Below are 18,867 nucleotides of genomic sequence, written 5' to 3'. Positions count from 1 at the left end.
GTCTGGGGAAGTTCGCCCGACGACCTCAGGAGCCATTTCAGTGTCGACCACCACCTCGCAGCCGACCAACCGATCGCGCTCAGCCCTCATCATCACGGCCATCGTCGTGGGTGTTCTCGTGGCGCTGTTCTTCGTCTTCGCGAACGTCTACACCGACATCCTCTGGTTCGACCAGCTCGGGTACCTGCCCGTGCTCGCGACGCAGTGGATCGCCACGGGCGTCATGTTCCTCATCGGATTCGTCGGCATGTTCCTGCCCGTGTGGGCGAGCCTGCAGATCGCCTACCGCTCCCGGCCGGTCTACGCCAAGCTCAACTCGCAGCTCGACCGCTACCAGGAGGCCATCGAGCCTCTGCGCCGCGCCGCCATGATCGGCATCCCCGCCGTGCTCGGCCTCTTCGCGGGTGTCACGACCTCGGCGCAGTGGACCCAGGTGCTGCAGTTCTTCAACCGGACGCCCTTCGGCACGACCGACGCTCAGTTCGGCTTCGACATCGGCTTCTTCGTCTACGAGCTGCCCTTCTACCGCGGCATCATCGCCTTCGCCTCCGCCGCCGTGCTGCTCTCGCTGCTCGCGGCCCTCGCGACGAGCTACCTGTACGGCGCACTGCGCGTCAACGGCCGTGAGATCCGCATCTCCCGCACCGCGCGCATCCAGCTCGCGATCACGGGTGCCGTCTACATCGCGCTCCAGGGCGTGAGCATCTGGTTCGACCAGTACGCGGCCGTCATCGCGCCGAGCGAGGGCTTCCTGCCCGCTGGTGCTGGTTTCGCCGAGGTCAACGCGACCATTCCCAGCAGGGCGATCCTCGCCGGCATCGCGGCGCTCGTCGCCGTGCTCTTCATCATCACGGCGATCATCGGGCGCTGGCGCCTGCCGATCGTCGGCACGGCCCTGCTGCTCGTGAGCGGTCTGCTCATCGGCAGCGTCTACCCGTGGATCGTGCAGCGCTTCCAGGTCGACCCGAGCGCGCGCACGATCGAGGCGCCGTTCATCGAGCGCAACATCGACGCCACTCGAGCGGCCTACGGTGTCGACGAGCTCGTCGAGATCTCCTACGACGCGAAGACGGACGCGACCGAGGGCGCTCTGCGCGAGGATGCGGAGACGACCGCGAACATCCGCCTCATCGACCCGGCTCTCGTCACCGAGGCCTTCGCCCAGCTCGAGCAGTTCCGCCAGTACTACCAGTTCCCCGAGTACCTCGACGTCGACCGCTACGTGATCGACGGCCAGACGCAAGACACCGTGCTCTCCCTGCGCGAGCTGAACCCCGACGGGCAGACCTCGCAGAACTGGTACAACAACACCATCGTGTTCACCCACGGCTACGGCGTCGTCGCGGCCTACGGCAACCAGCGCGCCGACGACGGCCAGCCGCTCTTCCTCGAGTCGGGCATCCCTGTCGACGGCGCGCTCACCGAGGCGCTCGGCGAGTACGAGCCGCGCGTCTACTTCGGCGAGTTCTCGCCCCTGTACTCCATCGTCGGCGGTGGCGAGAACCTCGAGCTCGACTTCCCCTCCGACGGGGCGGGCGAGGATGCCGCGGGCAACGCGACGTACACCTTCGAGGGTGAGGGCGGGCCCGCGCTCGACAACGTGTTCAAGCGCCTGCTGTACGCGATCAAGTTCCAGTCTGAGCAGATCTTCCTCTCCGAGGCGGTGACCGATGACTCGCAGATCCTCTACGACCGCAACCCGCTCGACCGGGTGCAGAAGGCCGCCCCGTATCTGCGACTCGACTCTGACCCCTACCCGGCGGTCGTGGACGGCGAGATCGTCTGGATCGTCGACGGCTACACGACGACGTCGAGCTACCCGTACTCGACCTCGGTGCCGCTCTCGGCCGCCGTCGCCGACACGTACACGCCGTCGCCGCAGTTCCCGGTCGACGACATCAACTACATCCGCAACTCGGTCAAGGCCACCGTCAACGCGTACGACGGCGAGGTGACGCTCTACGCCTGGGACGAGGAGGACCCGATTCTGAAGACCTGGCAGAAGGTCTTCCCGACGACTCTGCGCTCGGTCGACGACATGAGCCAGCAGCTGCTCGACCACGTGCGCTACCCCTCCGACCTGTTCAAGGTGCAGCGCAACATCCTCGGCGCCTACCACGTGACCGACCCTGGCTCGTTCTTCTCGACGGATGACGAGTGGGTCACCCCGAACGACCCGATCTCGTCGGCCGCCGCGCCGACGACGCAGCCGCCGTACTACCTCACGATGCAGGTTCCCGGGGAGGACGAGCCCGGCTTCACGCTGTACTCGACCTTCATCCCGCGCACCGCGAGCGACAACGAGCGCAATGTGCTGACCGGCTATCTCGCCGCGAACTCCGACCCCGGTGACGACTACGGCAAGCTCACGCTGCTGACCCTGCCCTCGCAGACGATTCCGGGCCCCGGTCAGGTGCAGAACCAGTTCAACTCCGACACCGAGGTCGCGAACCAGCTCGCGCTCCTGCAGCGCGGCGAGACCGAGGTGCTCCGCGGCAACCTGCTGACCCTCCCGGTCGGCGGCGGATTCCTCTACGTGCAGCCGGTCTACGTGCAGTCGACGGGTGAGACCAGCTACCCGCTGCTGCGCAAGGTGCTCGTGTCGTTCGGTGACTCGATCGCCTTCGAGGACACCCTTGACCAGGCTCTCGACGCGCTCTTCGGCGGCGACTCGGGTGCCGATGCGGGCGACGGCGACGTCGACCCCACGCTGCCCGAGGTGGACCCGGAGGCGCCGACCGACCCCGAGGCGCCCGAGGAGCCGACCGAGCCGAGCACGCCGCCCACGGGCGACCTGCAGGCCGCGCTCGAGGACGCCCGCCAGGCGCTCCAGGACCGCCAGGCGGCCTACGCGGCCAACGATCTCGTGGCGGCGGCTGAAGCCGACGAGCGGCTGCAGGACGCCATCGAGCGGGCCATCGCTCTGAGCGACTAGGCAGCAGCGAACAGTAGACCCATCCGTCTGTCCCCCGAGCAGGGCTCCCGCGCTCGGGGGATGGCGGGGGTAGACGGGGCGCCCTAGGCTCGCTCAGCGAAGGGGGGCTTGGAAGGAAGCCCATCGTGTCGGCACTACTCGCCGCTGCAGTGTTCCTCGTCAGGCCGTTCATGCGACTGTGGGCGTCGTGGCGTCAGCAGGATCTGTCCTGGATGCCGCGCCCCACGGGCGCGCCGCACGCCGTAGCTGACGGACCCTCCGCCGACCGCGTGCTCATCATCGGCTCCGGCCCCGCTGTCGGCTGGGGTGTCGCCTCCCACGATCTCGCCCTCGCCGGCTCTCTCGCGCGTGCTCTGCGCTCGATGACGGGGCGTGGTGTGATCGTCGACGTCATTGCGAACTCCGAGATGACGTCGGCCAACCTCGCGCCGATCATCGGAGGAGCGCGGCTGAGCGACTACGACGCCGTCGTGACGACGGTCGGCATCAATGACGCACTCGCCGGGACGTCGCCTCGAGTGTGGCGGCGCAACATTCGCCTGGCGCTCGAGATCTGGCGCAATCGGGTCGCGCAGGGCAACCTCCTGCTCATGGTCGGGATGACCTCGATCACGACCATCCCGACCTTCGTGGGCGGTGGTGGATGGTTCGCCGACGTGCTCGTGCGTCGTCTCAACGAGATCACCGACCGGTTGGCCGACCCGTTGCCCACCGTTCGCACGCTGCCTCTGCCGGCCGTGCCGAGCCCGGAAGGCGCCTCCGGTCGGCACACCCCGGCCGACTATGCCGCGTGGGCGGCGGTCATCGCGCACGAGCTGGCCTCGCCGCTCGACCTCGCCTACTCAGCACACGACTCGGTCGAGGGTCGGCGCCGCACGCGCGCCGTGGACCGCATGACGTCGGGCATCGCCGATGCTCCCGAGCTCGTGAAGCTGCTGCACGGCGCGCAGGCCTCGCTCGACAAGATCGTCACGATGGCGGCGGCGGCGATGAACGCACCCACGGCGCTGCTGACGGTGCTCGGGCCCGACAAGCAGTGGCACGTGGCGCGCTGCGGCATCGACCTCGAGGGGGTACCGATCGAGCAGTCTTTCTGCGCGATCGCGGTGCGCAACGAGGAGACGCTTGTTGTGCCGGATGCTCCGCATGACCCGCGCTTCGCCGCGAACCCGCTCGTCACGGATGTCGACGGCATTCGCTACTACGCGGGCACGCCGCTGCAGGACCCTCAGGGTCGGTACTTCGGGGCGCTGTGCGTCATCGACTCGCGGCCGCGCAACATCACGACCCCCACCGACCTCTCGGTGCTGCGCAAGCTCGCGACGGCGGCGCAGAGCACGATCTGGGGTGCGATCTTCAGCGACGGGGGCCGCGTCGCGCACCCTGCGGTGACGCAGGATGCGCCGACCTCGCCGGCCGAGCTGCGTCGCGAGCTGCTCGCGACCCCGGCATAGGCCGCCCGGTCGGGGAGGGCACGCGATGATGCCGGGCTCGATTCGACCGCGCCGGGGGCGACTGCTAGACTGGGGGCTTCGCCGCGGGGTGGAGCAGTTCGGTAGCTCGCTGGGCTCATAACCCAGAGGTCGTAGGTTCAAATCCTGCCCCCGCAACGGTCGTCCTCCACGAAGGACGGTGGAAGCCCCCGAATCGTCTGGTTCGGGGGCTTCTTGCTTGTGCGTGGTGCTCTGAACCACCGCGACGAGCCTGACGCGCCCGGCGGCCGGGAGGGTTCACGACATGGGAGTGCTGACCGATGTCCTGGCGGGGGTGCTCGGCGGGTTCGCGTTCGTCGCCGACATCGGGCGACAGGCCGGCTGGGCCCTTCTGCCCGCCACCGTGGTCTTCCTGCTCATTCGTCGACTGCCGAGGGCGGCGGTCGTCCTCGCGCTCGGTGGCCTCGGCGGCGCTCTCCTCGCCGCGGTCGTGCCGCTCCTCGTGGCCGTGTGGCTGTCGACCGGCGAGGGCGGCATGAACCTGGCATTCTTCGACGACGTGCTCGGCCTCACGGTGACCTCGGCCCTCCTTCTCATGGTGTTCCGGCCCGTCCTTCCGGCGAAGAGGTGGTGGGTGCTGGGGACTGCGCTGCTCGTCGTCGGGTTCGGAACCGCCGCGGTCGCGTCGGGGTCGGCGTCACTCGCGGTCGTGCTCTCCGCGGGGGCGATCGGAGTGCTCTGGGCCGGGGCGGTCGGCCTCCTGTGGCGGCGGTGGGTGTCGGATCAGTCGGGAGCGCAGGCAGCTGGCTGGCTCACGATGGCGGTCGGGCACAGCGACCGCCTCCGCCTGGCGCCCGAGCGCAGCAGCCCCTCGCCGTCCCTGGCGCGCGCAGTCGCGGCACTCGGTGCCGTCCTCGTGCTCCTCGCGGGCACGGTGGCCGCGATCGGCAGCTTCGTCATCGTTCCCTCCGCCGCCGTGCAGGAGGTCGATGACCGCATCATCGACTGGTTCGTGAGCATCCGCTCTGACGGCCTCTCCGCGCTCGCGACGGTGCTCGATGCTGCCGGCAACACGCCCGGCATCATCGCGGTGCAGCTTGCCGCAGTGCCGATCGCTCTCGCCCTGACGCGGAGGCGCGCTCCTGCGGTGCTTCTCGTCACCGCCGTCGTGGGGGAGACCGCGGTCTACCTCGTCGCGGGCGCGCTCGTGGGCCGGGCGCGGCCCGAGGTCGACCACCTGTCGATGATGGTGCCGCCGACCTCCAGCTACCCCTCAGGCCACGTGGCCGCGACCGTGGTCACCTACGGCGCGATCGCTCTTCTCGTCCTCGCGTGGTCGCGCAGCCGATGGCGGTACGCGGTGGTCCCCGTCGCCGTGCTGCTCGTCGCCGGCGTCGTGCTGGCCCGCCTGTACTGGGGCTTGCACTTCGCCACGGACACGCTCGCGAGCGTCGTGTTCGCCGTGGTGTGGCTTGCCGCGTGCTGGCGCGTCATCCGCCCGGGACCGGGGCCGGGGCCCGGGAGCGGACGGGAACGGGCGGTCAGCATTCGCAATGCGCACACGCGCGCGTGGCGTGAGCCCCCGGAGATCGCCTGATCCGCCACGATAGAAGGGCCGGGGAACGAGGGCCCGCCTCCGCTGTCGACGCCCCCCTTCAGGATCATGTGTCGCCAGCACCCCGGCCGGCCGATGTTCAGACGGATTCGGGTTCTGGCTGAACATCGGCCACCTCTGTGTCTGCGACCGCTGTCTCTGCGACCGCCCCGCGGCCCTCAGCTCGCGATCGCGGGAATGATCGCGCCGGAGAACACCTGCCACGCAAGAGCCGTCTTGGCCACGAGGCTGAGCGTGATGTACGTGCGCTCGCCCTGCAGGTAGCTCTTCCACTTGCCGACCTGCTTGTACTGCAGCCACTGGTTGACGGCGAAGGTGTTGAAGAACACGAAGAGCGAGATGACGATGCCGACGACGAAGTCGGGGGCGGCGACCTCGCTCTCACTGCCGGGGCGCAGGAAGTAGATGAGCACCAGGATCCACGGCACGATGCCGACCATCGAGCCGAAGATGAAGGGAAGCATGCCGCCGGAGCCGGGCTGCTCGTACTTCTCCTGCAACGCGCCGAACAGGATCATCGCCGCGTTGACGGCGAAGACCGCGAACAGGGCACCGATGTCGGTCACGCCGTTGATGGCGAGAATGAGCCAGATCATGATCGACGAGCTGAGCGAGTACTCCGCCCAGCGGAAGTAGTTACGGTTCGCGAGAAGCCCGCCCTTGTAGCGGCCGAAGAACCACGGGCTCGAGATGAGGAAGTGGAAGAAGGCGCTCAGGGCGAGGAACGCCACGACGCCGATGCCGATGTTCACCTCGAACAGGGTCACGCGCTCCGGCGGCAGAGGCACGCCGGGAGGGCCGGCGAGGTAGTCGGCGGTGACGGCGAACAGCACCTGCGTGCTGAGCATCGTGAGCACGATCGCGAAGCCGATCGCCTGCAGCAGGTGCAGACTGCCGGCGACGAGGTTGTAGACCCGCAGCCGGTCGATCTGCTGGTCGGGGGTGTAGGTCTTCTTCGCCATGGTGCGCTCCTTCGGGCCGGGCGGGTTCGGGGCTGACGCGAGCAGGCGCAGACGCGAGCAGGCGCAGACGCCAGCAGGCGCCGACCCAGCCGTGTCCCGCTACGGTGAGAACGTGACAGACACGACGCGACCCGACCGTCGACTGGTGAGCCGGCCCGCGCTCGTCTCGTCCCTCCTCGCCCCGGTGTTCTTCATCGGCGGCACGATCGTCGCCGAGCTCTCCTGGCCGGGATTCGATCCGGTCGCGATGACCATCAGTGAGCTGGCGGCGGGGGATGCCCCCACGCGGGTCTTCATGACCCTCATGTTCGTGCTGACCGGCGCGTGCCACCTCGTCACCGCGGCGTTCGCGCGAGGCCTCGCGTGGCCCGGCCGCGCCGCCCTGGCGCTCGCGGGCGTCGCGCTCTTCGCGGTCGCGGCGTTCCCGCTGCCCGCGGTCGGCGAGTCGAGCCCCGAGCACCGCTACTCGGCCATGGCCGGGTTCGTGCTGCTGGCCCTGTGGCCCGTGCTGAGCATGCGCCTCTCACCGCGGTACCCGTGGCTCGTGCGCCCGGTCGGGGCGACCCTGAGCACCCTCGCGGTCGGCGCCGCCTGCGTGGCGTTCGCGTGGATCGAGGCGTCGCCCGACCCGGCTCTCATCGGTCTCGCCGAACGGATCGCCGCCTACCTCGAGTCGCTGTGGCCCGCCGTCGTCGTGCTCGCCCTCGCTCTGCGCGACCGCCGCGCGTCAGCGCGAGAGCCTCACCTGCGCGGCGGCTGAGCGCCGAGCCACTGCACGGCCGCGGCGCCCGCCGCGACGCCGCGCTCGACCGCGGCCTCGAGGGACTCGCCCTCGGCGAGCTCCGCGCAGACGGCGCCCACGAAGGCGTCACCGGCCCCCGTCGTGTCGACGACGGTCACGCGCGGTGCGGGCAGATGACCCGCACCGGTGGGGCTCGCGAACACGGCGCCGTCCCCGCCGAGGGTGATGATGACGCTGCGGCAGCGGTCGAGCAGCGCGGTGGCGGCAGCGGTCGCGTCGTCGACGGAGTCGACGGTCAGCCCGCTGAGGTCGTGCGCCTCTGACTCGTTCACGACGAGCGGATCGCACAGGGCGAGCAGAGCATCCGGAATCCGCCTGCTGGGGGAGAGGTTGAGCACCACGCGACCGCCCGCCGCGTCGACCGCCTCGGCCGCGGCGATCACGACGTCGAGGGGAATCTCGAGCTGGGCCAGCAGGACGGTGCGGGGGCCCGCGAGCTCGCGCACGATCGGCGCGATCGCCTCGACGCTCAGCCGGCCGTTGGCGCCGGGCGCCACGACGATGGTGTTCTCGCCGTCGCGCGAGACGGTGATGAGCGCCACACCGGTGGGCGCATCCTCGAGGGTGAGCGTGCGGGAGACGTCGACGCCGCCCGAGCCGAGGGCGTCGAGCATGGCGTGACCGTTCGCATCAGCGCCGACCGCACCGAGGAAGACGGGCAGAGCACCCGATCGTGCGGCGGCGAGAGCCTGGTTGGCGCCCTTGCCGCCCGTCGCCGTGACGAGGTCACCCCCCATGAGGGTCTCGCCGGGCTGCGGGTGGCGCTCCACGAGCACCGTGAAGTCGGTGTTCGCCGAGCCGAGAACGATGAGCGTCGCGGTCATCCCCTCATCGTGCCAGAGGGGTCGCGGCGGCGACCAGCGCGCCACGAGCGGTAGGCAGCCCAGGCTCCCGTCGACCACAGTGCCCACGCCACGAGGAGAGGTTGGAACAGCAGCCGGATGCCCCTGGCCACGTCGTTCGTGAGGCCGAATCCGTCGCGGCCCTCGGTGAACTGCGCGATGTTGCCGGGGAAGATGGCGAGGAAGAACAGGGCGACGAGCCAGCCGACGGGCACGCGCCACCGGCCGAGCACCAGGAGCGCCAGGCCGAGGGCGATCTCGACGATGCCGGACGCGACGACCACGATGTCGCCGTCGAGAGGCAGCCACGGCGGCACCTGCGCGAGGAACTCCTCGCGGCCGACGGTGAGGTGGCCGAGCCCGGCGAGCAGCAGTGCGGCGCCGAGCAGCCAGCGCGCGAGGCGCTGCGGCCAGGACGCACCGGACGGTCGCCGGGTGACCGGGTCGGTCGGAGCGGTGCTGGCGGGGGGAGCGGAGGGGTCGCGCATGGCGCACAGTCTGGCACTGCCTCCCGGCGAAGGGCTGGTCGTAGGCTGGTCGCATGAGCACTCGCACCGCCGTCGCCGTCGCCCAGTGGGGCCCGGGAGCCGACCGGGACGTGAACCTCGCCGAGCTGCGCGAGCTCGCCCAGAAGGCCGTCGATCTGGGCGCGGGGCTCGTCGTGTTCCCCGAGTACTCGGCCTACTTCACGTCCCGGCCAGACGAGGGGTGGGTCGCGAACGCCGAGCCGCTCGACGGTCCCTTCGTCTCGGCGCTCTCAGCGATCGCCGCGGAGCTCGAGGTCATCATCGTGGCGGGGCTCCTGGAGCAGTCGTCGCAGCCCGAGAAGTGCCGCAACACGATCGTCGCCGTCGGCACCGATGGCGCGCTGCTCGCGACCTCGCCCAAGCTGCACCTGTACGACGCGTTCGGGGCCCAGGAGTCGCGGTGGGTCGAGCCCGGCGAGATCGGCGAGCCGCAGCTGTTCGAGTTCGCGGGGCTGCGGGTGGGCATCCAGACCTGCTACGACCTGCGATTCCCGGAGGTGACGCGTCGTCTCGCCGACGCGGGCGCCGATCTCGTGCTCGTGCCCGCGGAGTGGGTTGCCGGCCCGGGCAAGAGGCACGCGTGGGTGACGCTCGCCGCGGCGCGGGCGATCGAGAACACCGTGTACCTCGCCGGCGCTGACCACCCGCCGCCCATCGGGGCGGGGGCGAGCCTCATCGTCGACCCGCTGGGCGCGCAGCTCGCCTACCTCGACGACGAGGTGGATGTCGCGGTCGCCACGCCCGATCGGGCCCACCTCGACGAGGTGCGCCGCATCAACCCCGCCCTGCAGCTGCGCCGGTTCGGGGTCGCACCGCTCTGACGATCGACCGCTACCGGGCGGCGAAGGCGCGCAGCCGCTCGCTCGCGTCGGCGATCGCGGCTTCGGTGCGGCAGAACGCGAAGCGCAGCGAGGAGCGCACGACGGGGTCGTTCGAGCGCGGAGCGAAGGCCTGCAGGGGAATCGAGGCGACGCCAGGGTCGAGCGTGAGCTCGCGCGCGGCGACGGCACCGTCGGTGATGCCGAGCGGGGCAGCGTCGGCGACGACGAAGTAGGAGCCGCTCGACGGGCTCACGCGGAAGCCGGCGGCGCGAAGCCCGTCGCTGAGCAGGTCGCGTCGAGACTGCAGCGAGCGCCGCTGCTCGTCGAAATAGCTGTCGGGCAGGCCGAGGCCGACCGCGACGGCGGGCTGGAAGGGGGCCCCGTTGACGTAGGTCGTGAACTGCTTGACGGCGAGCACGTGGTCGATGAGGTCGGCGGGGCCGGTCATCCAGCCGATCTTCCAGCCGGTGACGCGGAACGTCTTCGCGGCGCTCGAGATGGTCAGGGTGCGCTCGCGCGCTCCCGGGATGAGCGCCGCCGGCGTGAACGGCGCGTCGTCGTACACGAGATGCTCGTACACCTCGTCGCTCACGATGACGGCGTCGTGGGCGGCGGCGCGCGCGACGATGCGCTCGAGCAGGTCGGGGCGGATCACCGAGCCGGTCGGGTTGTGCGGGTTGTTGAGCAGCACGACCCGCGTGCGGGGCCCGATGGCGGCGTCGATCTCGGCAGGCTCCGGCTGGAAGTCGTCGCCGCGCAACGGGATGGTGCGGTGCGTGGCGCCGCTCAGGCCGATCACGGCCGCGTAGGAGTCGTAGTACGGCTCGAGGGTCACGACTTCGTCGCCAGCCCCTGCGAGGGCGAGTAGGGCGACGGCGATGCCCTCTGTGGCCCCCGTCGTCGCGATCACCTCCGTGTCAGGGTCGACCGTGTCGCCCCAGAAGCGCTCGCGGTGCTCGGCGATCGCCTGGCGCAGCACGGGCATGCCCCGGCCCGGCGGGTACTGGTTGACTCCCGCGTTGATCGCCTCGATGGCCGCGTCGAGCACCTCGCGCGGAGCATCCTCGTCGGGGAATCCCTGCCCCAGATTGACGGCGCCGTGCTCGGTGGCGAGGGCGGAGATCTCGGCGAAGATGGTGGAGCGCACCGTGCCGGCCGCGTCGACGAGACCGGCCGCGTCGACGGTGCGCAGCCACGGCGGTGGGGTGCTCATCACTTCACCCTAATCACCGGACGCCAGCCGGCGCGGCGTCAGCTGCTCGACTTGGGCAGCGTGAGGCTCGTCGCCCACTCGTAGAACACGCCCTTGCCGGGGGAGGTGTCGGCGACGTCGGCGTCGACAGAGCGGTGCAGCAGGTCGGCGATGGCGCGGATCGTCGTGTCGAGGTCGTCGTGCGGTGCCGTGATGGCGAGCCCGGCCGAGCAGACCGAGAGCACGCTCGACACCATGCGCGCGTCGATATCCGGCCGCACCATGCCCACGTTCTGCAGATTCTCGATGAGGTCGGCGCGCACGCCCACATTGGGTATGTAGACGAAGCCGTTGGCGTTGCGCATGATCTGGTGCAGGGCATCCCGATCGATGACGAACAGGGTGCGGGCGAGCGGACGCTCGTACACCGACGACAGGATGTAGGTGTACATGCGCGAGAGCAGGCCGCCGCGAGGATCGCGCTCCGCGTGGTCGACGATGCTCGCATACATGAGGCTGAACTCGCGGTTCAGCATGCTCACGAGAACATCGTTGGGGGTCTCGAAGAGGCTCGCGATCTCGTCGCGTGGGGCGCCGGAGCGCTCGGCGAGCGCCGGGAACGTGACCGCGCTGTAGCCGTCGTGCATGATCAGGTCGGCGGCAGCGGAGAGGATCTGGTCGATGTCGGTGACAGGGGGGTGGGTCATCGAGTACTCATCACGGTTCGGGGGTCAGGAGGGTGATTCGGGGTGGAGCACAGTCTGAGTGTACGTGGAGCGACAGACAGGTGCGTACACCCCTATTCGGGTGCGGCATGTGGAGAATTCGGGGCCGGATGCTGCGCTCGCGCCTACCGTGAGCGCCATGCCGAGACGCCCCCACGCCCTGGTCGCGCCCCTGCTCGTGCTCGCGATGGTCGGCTGCACCCCGACCACTGCCCTCCCGCCGGCGAGCCCTCCGAGTGAGGAGGCTCCTCTCTTCGCGAGTGACGAGGAGGCGCTCGCCGCAGCGACCGAGGCGTACGAGGAGTTCCTCGCCGCGCTCGATGCCAAGCTTCAAGACCCGCCTTCTCCGGACGTGTCTCTAGATGACTTCGCTGAGAAGCAAGCGCTCGACGAAGCTATGCAGTCTGTGGAGCAATTTGAGGTCGAAGGCCTCCGGATAACTGCGCCTAGGACCGTGACTACTGTTCGGCTTCAGATGCTGATTCACGCGGAAGATGCGACCGAATTGGTTTTCTATGCATGCGAGAGTGTCGCGGGAGTTGACCTGCTCGACGAGGCGGGGAAGTCTCTCGTGACGCCAGAGAGGCCAGATCTCTCAGCTTGGGAATCGTCCGTGGTGTTTAGGCCCGGTGAGGCACTGGTGAATAGCCGCACACAGTGGACGGGTGGCGATGTGTGTTGACTAGTCGCACGCTTGCATTGGCTCTCGTTTCTTTTCTTGTACTTGTCTCGATCGATAGCGCGCACGAGCATGCCGTTTACGCGCAAGGGGAAGCTTGCCTAGGAGGCTCGCAGTTCGGTACCGGATGCCCGAACATCGGCGGCGAGCTTGGCGACGATGAGGCGCTTCTCGTCGGCGACCTCGACGATCCGGGCGGCGGGGGCGGAGGGACGGATGGCGGGAGCGGAAGTGGTCGTCCCGACGTGAGCGGGGGAGTCCCGCGCCTCGTCACGCCGTGCATCGACGTGTTCGAGGGCTATTGCGCGGGTATCCGTCCCGGCGGCCCGGGGGAGCCGGGCGAGGAGGCCGCCCCGATCTCGCTGAGCGACATCGAGGCCTTCCGCCCCACCCCGCCCGTGCAGTTCATGCAGCCCGACGGCTGGATGGTCGTCGGCCTACCCACGAACTTCTACACGACGACGTCGGCCCACACCGTGGACGGCGAGCTGCTGGGGCTCCCGGCCACCGTGCGCTTCACACCGTTCTCCTACCGCTGGCGCTACGGCGACGGCACGAGTGCCGTGCTCGCCACGCGGGGTGCGCCGTGGAGCTCTCTCGGGCTGCGGGAGTTCGACGCTACGGCGACGAGCCACATCTACCGAGCATCCGGCACCTACGTCATCGACCTCGACGTCGACTACACCGCCGAGTATCGGATTCGTGACGGAGCATGGCAGCGCATCCCCGGCACCTTGCGGCTGCCCGCCAACCGGCTCACCGCGACGGCCGGCGAGGCGGTGACCGTGCTCGTCGACCGCGACTGCGCGACCGCGCCGAGCGGCCGCGGTTGCTGAGACAGCACCCCGCCCCCGCACGGGTCGCCGTGCGCTGTGGGGGCGCAGTGCGAAGCGCCGGGTCGCGCTCAGGCCGCGTAAATACGACGCACAGGTTGGCGGAGCACGCTGGGCGCAGCTGAAAGGATCTAGCTCATGAACTCCACGCCATACGGCGCTGCACCCGGAACCCCCGACGACTCCCGCGCGGCCGAGACCACCGGCGCACCGACCACCGGTACCGCCCCGCAGTCCGCGCCCGCTGCCCCGGAGCACGCCGCACCCCAGCACGCCGCACCCCAGCACGCCGCACCCCAGCAGCCCGCTCCCAAGCGCTCGGGCGCTCCGCTCGTCGCGGCCCTCGCGGTGGGTGCCCTCATCGGTGGTGCCGCGGGCGGCGGCGTCGTCGCGGCAGTCATGTCGAACACTCCGACGGTCGTCTCGGGCGTGACGGGCACGCCCCTCAGCATCAGCGTCAACGACCCCGGCAACGCCACGCTCGTCACGAGCGTCGCCGCAACAGCGCTGCCCTCGATCGTGACCATCCAGGTGGCCGGCGGCGGAGCGAGCGGCAGTGGCTCGGGGGTCATCCTCAGCGACGACGGGTACGTCATCACCAACTCCCACGTGGCCACGCTCGACGGCGCCACCTCCGACCCCGACCTGAGGGTCACCCTGAGCGACGGCCGCATCGTCGACGCGACGCTCGTCGGCGCCGACCCGCTCGCCGACCTCGCCGTCATCCAGGTCAGCGAGACCGACGGCCTCGTGCCGATCGAGTTCGCCGACTCGGACGCGCTCAACGTCGGCGACAACGCGATCGCGATCGGCGCGCCGCTCGGGCTCTCCAACACCGTCACGAACGGCATCATCTCGGCCCTCAACCGCTCCATCACGGTGCAGTCCTCGGCCGTACCGCAGACGCCGAGCGACCCGCTGCCCGAGGGGGAGGATGCTCCCTTCGACTTCTGGAACTTCGACACCCCGCGCGACCCCGACGCTGAAGGTCAGCCGCAGCAGCGTCAGTCGTCCACGATCTCGCTGCCGGTCATCCAGACCGACGCCGCCATCAACCCCGGCAACTCGGGAGGCGCGCTCCTCAACGACGAAGGCCAGCTCATCGGCATCAACGTCGCCATCGCCACGGCAGGAGGCTCGGGGAGCCAGGCCGGCAGCATCGGTGTGGGCTTCTCGATTCCCGCGAACTACGCGCAGCGCATCGCGACGGAGCTCATCGCCACCGGCACCGCGAGCCACGGGCTGCTCGGGGCGACGGTGACGAGCGCGGCGACGTCCTCCGACAGCGACGTCGTCGGAGCACTCATCGACGGTGTTTCGCCGGACGGCGCCGCTGAGCGCGCCGGCCTGCGCGCTGGCGACGTCATCACAGTCTTCAACGGCGTGCCGATCACCGACCAGATCGACCTCACCGCTCAGGTTCGCGTACTCGCCGGCGGAGAGACCACGACGCTCGTCTACGTGCGCGACGGTGTCGCCGACGAGGTGACCGTCACGCTCGGCGAGCTCGGCTGACCCGCTAGCCTCGGGAGCTATGGCGCCCCTCGACACCGCACCCCCCGGCGTGAGCTACGTCATGCCGGTATTCAACGAGGCCGCCTACATCGACGACGCGGTGACGAGCGTGCTCGCCCAGCAGTACGAGGGTGAGCAGGAGCTCGTCATCGCGCTTGGCCCGTCGACGGACGGCACGAGCGAGCGCGTGCGCGCCCTCGCCGAGCAGGATGCCCGCATCCGCATCGTCGAGAACCGCGAGATGGCCATCCCCATCGGTCTCAATCGCGCTATCCGTGCCGCGCGCCACGACATCATCGTGCGCGTCGACGCCCACACCGAGCTCGACCCCCTCTACACGGCCGTGGGAGTGGCGACCCTCGAGCGCACGCGAGCGGCGAGCGTCGGCGGGGTCATGGTCGCGACCGGGCGCGGGCGACTGCAGTCGGCGATCGCGCGCGCCTACAACAGCCGACTCGGTCTGGGCGGCGGCCCCTACCACGGTGGCGCCTCCGAGGGCCCCGCCGAGAGCGCCTACCTCGGTCTCATGCGCCGCGAGCCGCTCGACGCGGTCGGGTTGTACGACGAGGGCCTCAAGCGCGGGGAAGACTGGGAGCTCAACCTGCGCCTGCGCCGAGCAGGCCACCTCGTGTGGCTCGACCCGCAGCTGCAGGTCGTGTACTGGCCTCGCGACACCTGGGGGAAGCTCGCCAGGCAGTTCACTGCCACGGGAATCTGGCGCGGCGAGCTCGTGCGTCGCGCGGGAGGCCGTCACCCGCTGCGGTACTTCGCCCCGCCTGCGCTCCTCGTCGCGAGCGCGCTGAGCCTCGTGCTGCTCGTGCTCGAGCTGACCAGGGTTCTGACGGGGCCGCTCGCCCTCGTCCTCTCCCTCGTGTACCTCGCGCCCGTTCTCTACACGGCCCTGCTGCTGACCCTGCTGCTCCTCCGATCGAGCGGCGAACGGCTGCGCGACCGCGCCACCTTCGCCGCCGTCATCGCCGTCATGCACTACAGCTGGGCCGCGGGCTTCCTGCGCGGTGTGCTCCTCGGGGCGCGCGATGCCGTCGACCGCTCCCGCATCGAGTCGTAGGAGCGCACGTCGACGCGGGGGCCGCCTGCGCGCTCAGTCGAGGAGGCCTTCGGCGAGGATGCGCGCCACGACCCGCTCGCCCGCGCGGCCGTCGTCGAGGGGCGTGAAGCGCTCGTGCCACACGGCGCGCTGCGCCGGCAGCGCGGCAGCGCTGCTCGCGTCGATCGCGTCGAGCAGAGCATCCCGTGACGCCACGACGGGGCCGGGGGCGTCGGTCGTGACGTCGAAGTAGAAGCCGCGCAGCTCGTCGGCGTACCGGTCGAGGTCGGGCGTGAAGAGGATGACCGGGGTGTCGGTGGCCGCGAGGTCGAACATGATCGACGAGTAGTCGGTGACGACGACGTCCGCGGCGAGCAGCAGGTCCGCCACATCGGGGTAGGTCGTCGCGTCGACGATGCCCGGCCCCTCGAGGTCGCGGCCGAAGCGCAGCGTGCGGCTGTGCCCGCGCACGACGAGCACCGCGCTCGGGTCGCGCTCGCGCAGCTCGGCGGCGAAGCTCGGCAGGTCGAGGTAGTCGACGAGCTCGGTGCGGTCGTCGCGCCAGGTCGGCGCGTACAGCACGGCGCGGTCCTGCGCCCGCAGGCCCAGACGGGCGCGCACCGTCGCGCGGTCGCCGACGACGAGCGTGTCGCTGCGCGGGTAGCCCTCCACCCACAGCGGCCCGCGGAACGCGTATGCCCGACGCAGGATGCGCGCCGCATAGTCGTTCTGGGCGAGCAGAATGCTCCACCGGGCGCTCTCGCGCCGCACCGCGATGCGCGTGCGCAGTCCCACACCGTCGCGGTCGAGGGCGAGGCGCTTGAGCATCGTGCCGTGCCACGTCTGCAGCACGGTCTGGTGCGGTCGGGGCATCCACCGCTTGCGCAGCCAGTCGTTGACGACGAGCAGCCGCGCGTCCGCGCGCACCCGCCACCACTCGGCCGAGCCCTCGACGATCGGCACCGCCCCCTCTGGTACGGCGATCGAGCGGTCGACGACCGACCAGTAGCGCGTGACGTCGGGCCGTGCGCGCGCGAGCTCGCGGTCGATCGCGAGCGGATTGCACGCGACCGTCTGGCTGTAGAAGCTCTCGAAGAACAGGGCGTTCTCCGGGCGAGCTGCGCGGCGTCGGTAGTTGCGCTCGAGGCGCTTCTGAGCGGATGCACCGCGCTCGTCATCCCGCAGCGGAGGCTCGACACGCAGCAGCAGGGTGCCGCCCTCGGCGAGCAGCCGAGCGCGCAGCCGCTCATGGTCGAGCGGCGGCGGCAGCTCGGCGTGCACCGCCGCGCGGGCCGTGCGCGGGGAGCCCTCGAGCACGGTCTCGAGCCGGTAGTCGCCCGACCGCGGCGCCAGGCTCGCCGCCCCCCAGCGCTCCCCGAGCAGCGGGAACGTCGCCGTGAACGCGGTGCCCGACTGCTCGACCGTGCCCGCGATCGTGTGGCGGGAGCCCGCGAGCGCGAGGTCGAGCATCCTCGTCGCGGAGCGTCCCCGCACGCGCAGGCACGGTGCACCCTTCGCGTCGTCGCGGAGCGTCGCCTCCTCGACCACGATGCGCCGCTCGGTGACGACAGCGGGGGTCGCCGTGTCGGCGGGCTGCTCGCCGAGCAGGGCGAGCACCGCGTCAAGCACGCGCTCCGTCGCGCGGCCGTCGAGCAGATCGACGTGCTCGTCGCGCAGCCAGGCCGCGTGCGCGAGCGCTGCGGCCCGTCCAGCGCCGAGCGCGGCGGCCAGACGCTCGAGCGCCTCCGCCCACGTCGTCGCCGGGTCGCCCCCGCTGAACTCGCGGTACGGCGTGTACAGCCCGCGCGTCGCCAGGTAGCGGGCGAGGTCCGGCGCGAAGAACACGGTCGGCACGCCGCCGATCGCCGCATCGAATGCGATCGACGAGTAGTCGGTCACGACCACGTCGACGGCGGGCAGCACCGGGGTCACATCGGTGAGCACGTCGCTGCCGAGCAGGCGGATGCGCGGCGAGTGCTGCGCCCCCGCCGCGTACGAGCCCGCCCCGAGCGGGTGGGAGCGGATCAGCAGCACGGCCCCGGCGCGGTCGGCCCAGGCCGCGATGGCCCGCCACTCGTCGCGGGTGGGGATCGCGGCATCCTCCTCGCCGTCCCGCCACGTCGGCGCGTACAGCACGACCGGGCCCTCTTCGGGCAGCGCACCGCAGGCGTCGGCGACCGACGCCCGGGCGCGCAGGCGGCGCTCCTCGGCCGTGCCCTGCAGCAGCGCATCATCGCGCGGATCACCCGAGACGAGGATGCGCGCCGCGTCGAGCCCGAACGCGCTGCGGATGCGGCCCGCCACGAGTGGCGACGCGACCGGGAAGAGCGCGATCTGCGCCCCAGCCCGGCGGTACAGCGCGCGCATGAGGCGGCCGACCCCCGGCAGCGAACCGATGAGGGGCAGGCGCAGAGCGGCCGCCGAATCGAGGTGGAGCATCTTGAGCGGGATGCCGTGCCACAGCTGCACGACGCGCGCGCCGCTCACGCCGAACCGGTTGACGTCTCCGAAGCCGTGCGTCACGACCGCGACACCCGCGCGCAGCGTCGCCCACAGGCCGCGCGGCCCGCGCTTGGGCAGGGCGCGCATGCCGCGCGCCCGCGCCGCATCGAGCTCGGCGCGACTCGACGCCAGCCACGTGAGCCGCCGCGCAGGATCGCGCTCGTGCGCGAGGTCGTGCAGCACGAGCGCCCCCTCGCCGAGACCGGCTCCCGAGCCGAGCACCCACTGCCGAGGGCTGCGCGGAACGAGGACGGCGACGAGCGCCCCGAGCGCGTAGAGCGGGGCGCGGGCGAGCACGCGCGCGTTGCCGGCGCTGAACGTGAAGCGGGCCATCCCGAGAGATTCTGTCACCTCGCGCCGCCGCCGCACACGCTTGCGAACAACTCGGTAACGGTGTGGCCGAATCGTCAAGGGCGCTCCGATGGCGCTGGGAGGA

Annotated in this window: 15 protein-coding genes and 1 tRNA gene; 10 read left to right on the top strand and 6 right to left on the bottom strand. The window is 70.8% G+C overall.

Annotated features, from left to right (window positions below; all coding sequences use genetic code 11):
* Positions 1-40: 40 nt before the first annotated feature.
* From IE160_RS09495 to IE160_RS09480, 4 genes are all read left to right on the top strand, one after another.
* A complete protein-coding gene (locus IE160_RS09495) occupies positions 41-2,935 on the top strand; it encodes a UPF0182 family membrane protein (RefSeq protein ID WP_191150917.1) in 2,895 nt (964 codons plus the stop codon).
* 125 nt (positions 2,936-3,060) lie between these two features.
* Positions 3,061-4,389 (top strand): GAF domain-containing protein, encoded by a 1,329-nt coding sequence (locus IE160_RS09490; RefSeq protein WP_191150916.1) that lies wholly within the window; start codon positions 3,061-3,063, stop codon positions 4,387-4,389.
* An 82-nt stretch (positions 4,390-4,471) separates the two neighbouring features.
* Positions 4,472-4,545, top strand: a tRNA-Met gene (locus tag IE160_RS09485).
* 127 nt (positions 4,546-4,672) lie between these two features.
* Positions 4,673-5,965, top strand: a complete 1,293-nt coding sequence (locus tag IE160_RS09480) for a phosphatase PAP2 family protein (RefSeq protein WP_191150915.1) — start codon at positions 4,673-4,675, stop codon at positions 5,963-5,965.
* A 176-nt stretch (positions 5,966-6,141) separates the two neighbouring features.
* On the opposite strand, the gene heR is transcribed toward IE160_RS09480, so the two are convergent.
* Positions 6,142-6,945, bottom strand: a complete 804-nt coding sequence (gene heR, locus IE160_RS09475) for a heliorhodopsin HeR (protein WP_191150914.1) — start codon at positions 6,943-6,945, stop codon at positions 6,142-6,144.
* A gap of 112 nt (positions 6,946-7,057) precedes the next feature.
* On the opposite strand from heR, the gene IE160_RS09470 reads away from it, so the two are divergent.
* On the top strand, positions 7,058-7,705 hold the full coding sequence (locus IE160_RS09470; protein ID WP_191150913.1) for a DUF998 domain-containing protein: 648 nt from the start codon (positions 7,058-7,060) through the stop codon (positions 7,703-7,705).
* Here IE160_RS09470 and IE160_RS09465 read toward each other — a convergent pair.
* The gene (locus IE160_RS09465) at positions 7,687-8,571 is read right to left on the bottom strand and encodes a ribokinase (RefSeq protein WP_191150912.1); all 885 of its coding nucleotides are present in this window, start codon (positions 8,569-8,571) and stop codon (positions 7,687-7,689) included. The two genes, IE160_RS09470 and IE160_RS09465, sit on opposite strands and share 19 nt — an antisense overlap.
* Positions 8,568-9,077, bottom strand: coding sequence for a DoxX family protein (locus tag IE160_RS09460; RefSeq protein WP_224744439.1), 510 nt, complete (start codon positions 9,075-9,077; stop codon positions 8,568-8,570). Before IE160_RS09460 ends, IE160_RS09465 begins: the two co-directional genes overlap by 4 nt.
* Before the next feature lie 53 nt (positions 9,078-9,130).
* Between IE160_RS09460 and IE160_RS09455 the strand changes: the two genes are divergently transcribed.
* Positions 9,131-9,937: a carbon-nitrogen hydrolase family protein gene (locus tag IE160_RS09455; protein ID WP_191150911.1), complete on the top strand. Its 807-nt coding sequence runs from the start codon at positions 9,131-9,133 to the stop codon at positions 9,935-9,937.
* Between the two features lie 10 nt (positions 9,938-9,947).
* Here IE160_RS09455 and IE160_RS09450 read toward each other — a convergent pair whose 3' ends face one another.
* Both IE160_RS09450 and IE160_RS09445 read right to left on the bottom strand, forming a co-directional pair.
* Entirely contained in the window at positions 9,948-11,150 is a 1,203-nt protein-coding gene (locus tag IE160_RS09450; protein WP_191150910.1) for an aminotransferase class I/II-fold pyridoxal phosphate-dependent enzyme, read from the bottom strand.
* Between the two features lie 38 nt (positions 11,151-11,188).
* A complete protein-coding gene (locus tag IE160_RS09445) occupies positions 11,189-11,836 on the bottom strand; it encodes a TetR/AcrR family transcriptional regulator (RefSeq protein ID WP_179872366.1) in 648 nt (215 codons plus the stop codon).
* A gap of 157 nt (positions 11,837-11,993) precedes the next feature.
* On the opposite strand from IE160_RS09445, the gene IE160_RS09440 reads away from it, so the two are divergent.
* The 4 genes from IE160_RS09440 (at position 11,994) to IE160_RS09425 (ending at position 15,950) form a co-directional block, all read left to right on the top strand.
* Positions 11,994-12,536: a hypothetical protein gene (locus IE160_RS09440; RefSeq protein ID WP_191150909.1), complete on the top strand. Its 543-nt coding sequence runs from the start codon at positions 11,994-11,996 to the stop codon at positions 12,534-12,536.
* A 242-nt stretch (positions 12,537-12,778) separates the two neighbouring features.
* Positions 12,779-13,369 (top strand): hypothetical protein, encoded by a 591-nt coding sequence (locus tag IE160_RS09435; protein ID WP_191150908.1) that lies wholly within the window; start codon positions 12,779-12,781, stop codon positions 13,367-13,369.
* 135 nt (positions 13,370-13,504) lie between these two features.
* The gene (locus IE160_RS09430; protein ID WP_224744438.1) at positions 13,505-14,881 is read left to right on the top strand and encodes a S1C family serine protease; all 1,377 of its coding nucleotides are present in this window, start codon (positions 13,505-13,507) and stop codon (positions 14,879-14,881) included.
* A 19-nt stretch (positions 14,882-14,900) separates the two neighbouring features.
* Positions 14,901-15,950, top strand: coding sequence for a glycosyltransferase family 2 protein (locus IE160_RS09425; RefSeq protein WP_191150907.1), 1,050 nt, complete (start codon positions 14,901-14,903; stop codon positions 15,948-15,950).
* Between the two features lie 33 nt (positions 15,951-15,983).
* Here the strand turns inward: IE160_RS09425 and IE160_RS09420 are convergent, their stop codons facing one another.
* Positions 15,984-18,764 carry a CDP-glycerol glycerophosphotransferase family protein gene (locus IE160_RS09420; protein WP_191150906.1) on the bottom strand — a complete coding sequence of 927 codons (2,781 nt, stop codon included), beginning with the start codon at positions 18,762-18,764 and terminating at the stop codon, positions 15,984-15,986.
* Between the last annotated feature and the right edge of the window lie 103 nt (positions 18,765-18,867).

Source organism: Chryseoglobus sp. 28M-23 (genome assembly GCF_014789785.1).
In the GTDB taxonomy this organism is placed as follows: Bacteria; Actinomycetota; Actinomycetes; order Actinomycetales; family Microbacteriaceae; genus Microcella; species Microcella indica.
This window is presented reverse-complemented; position numbering and strand designations above follow the sequence as displayed.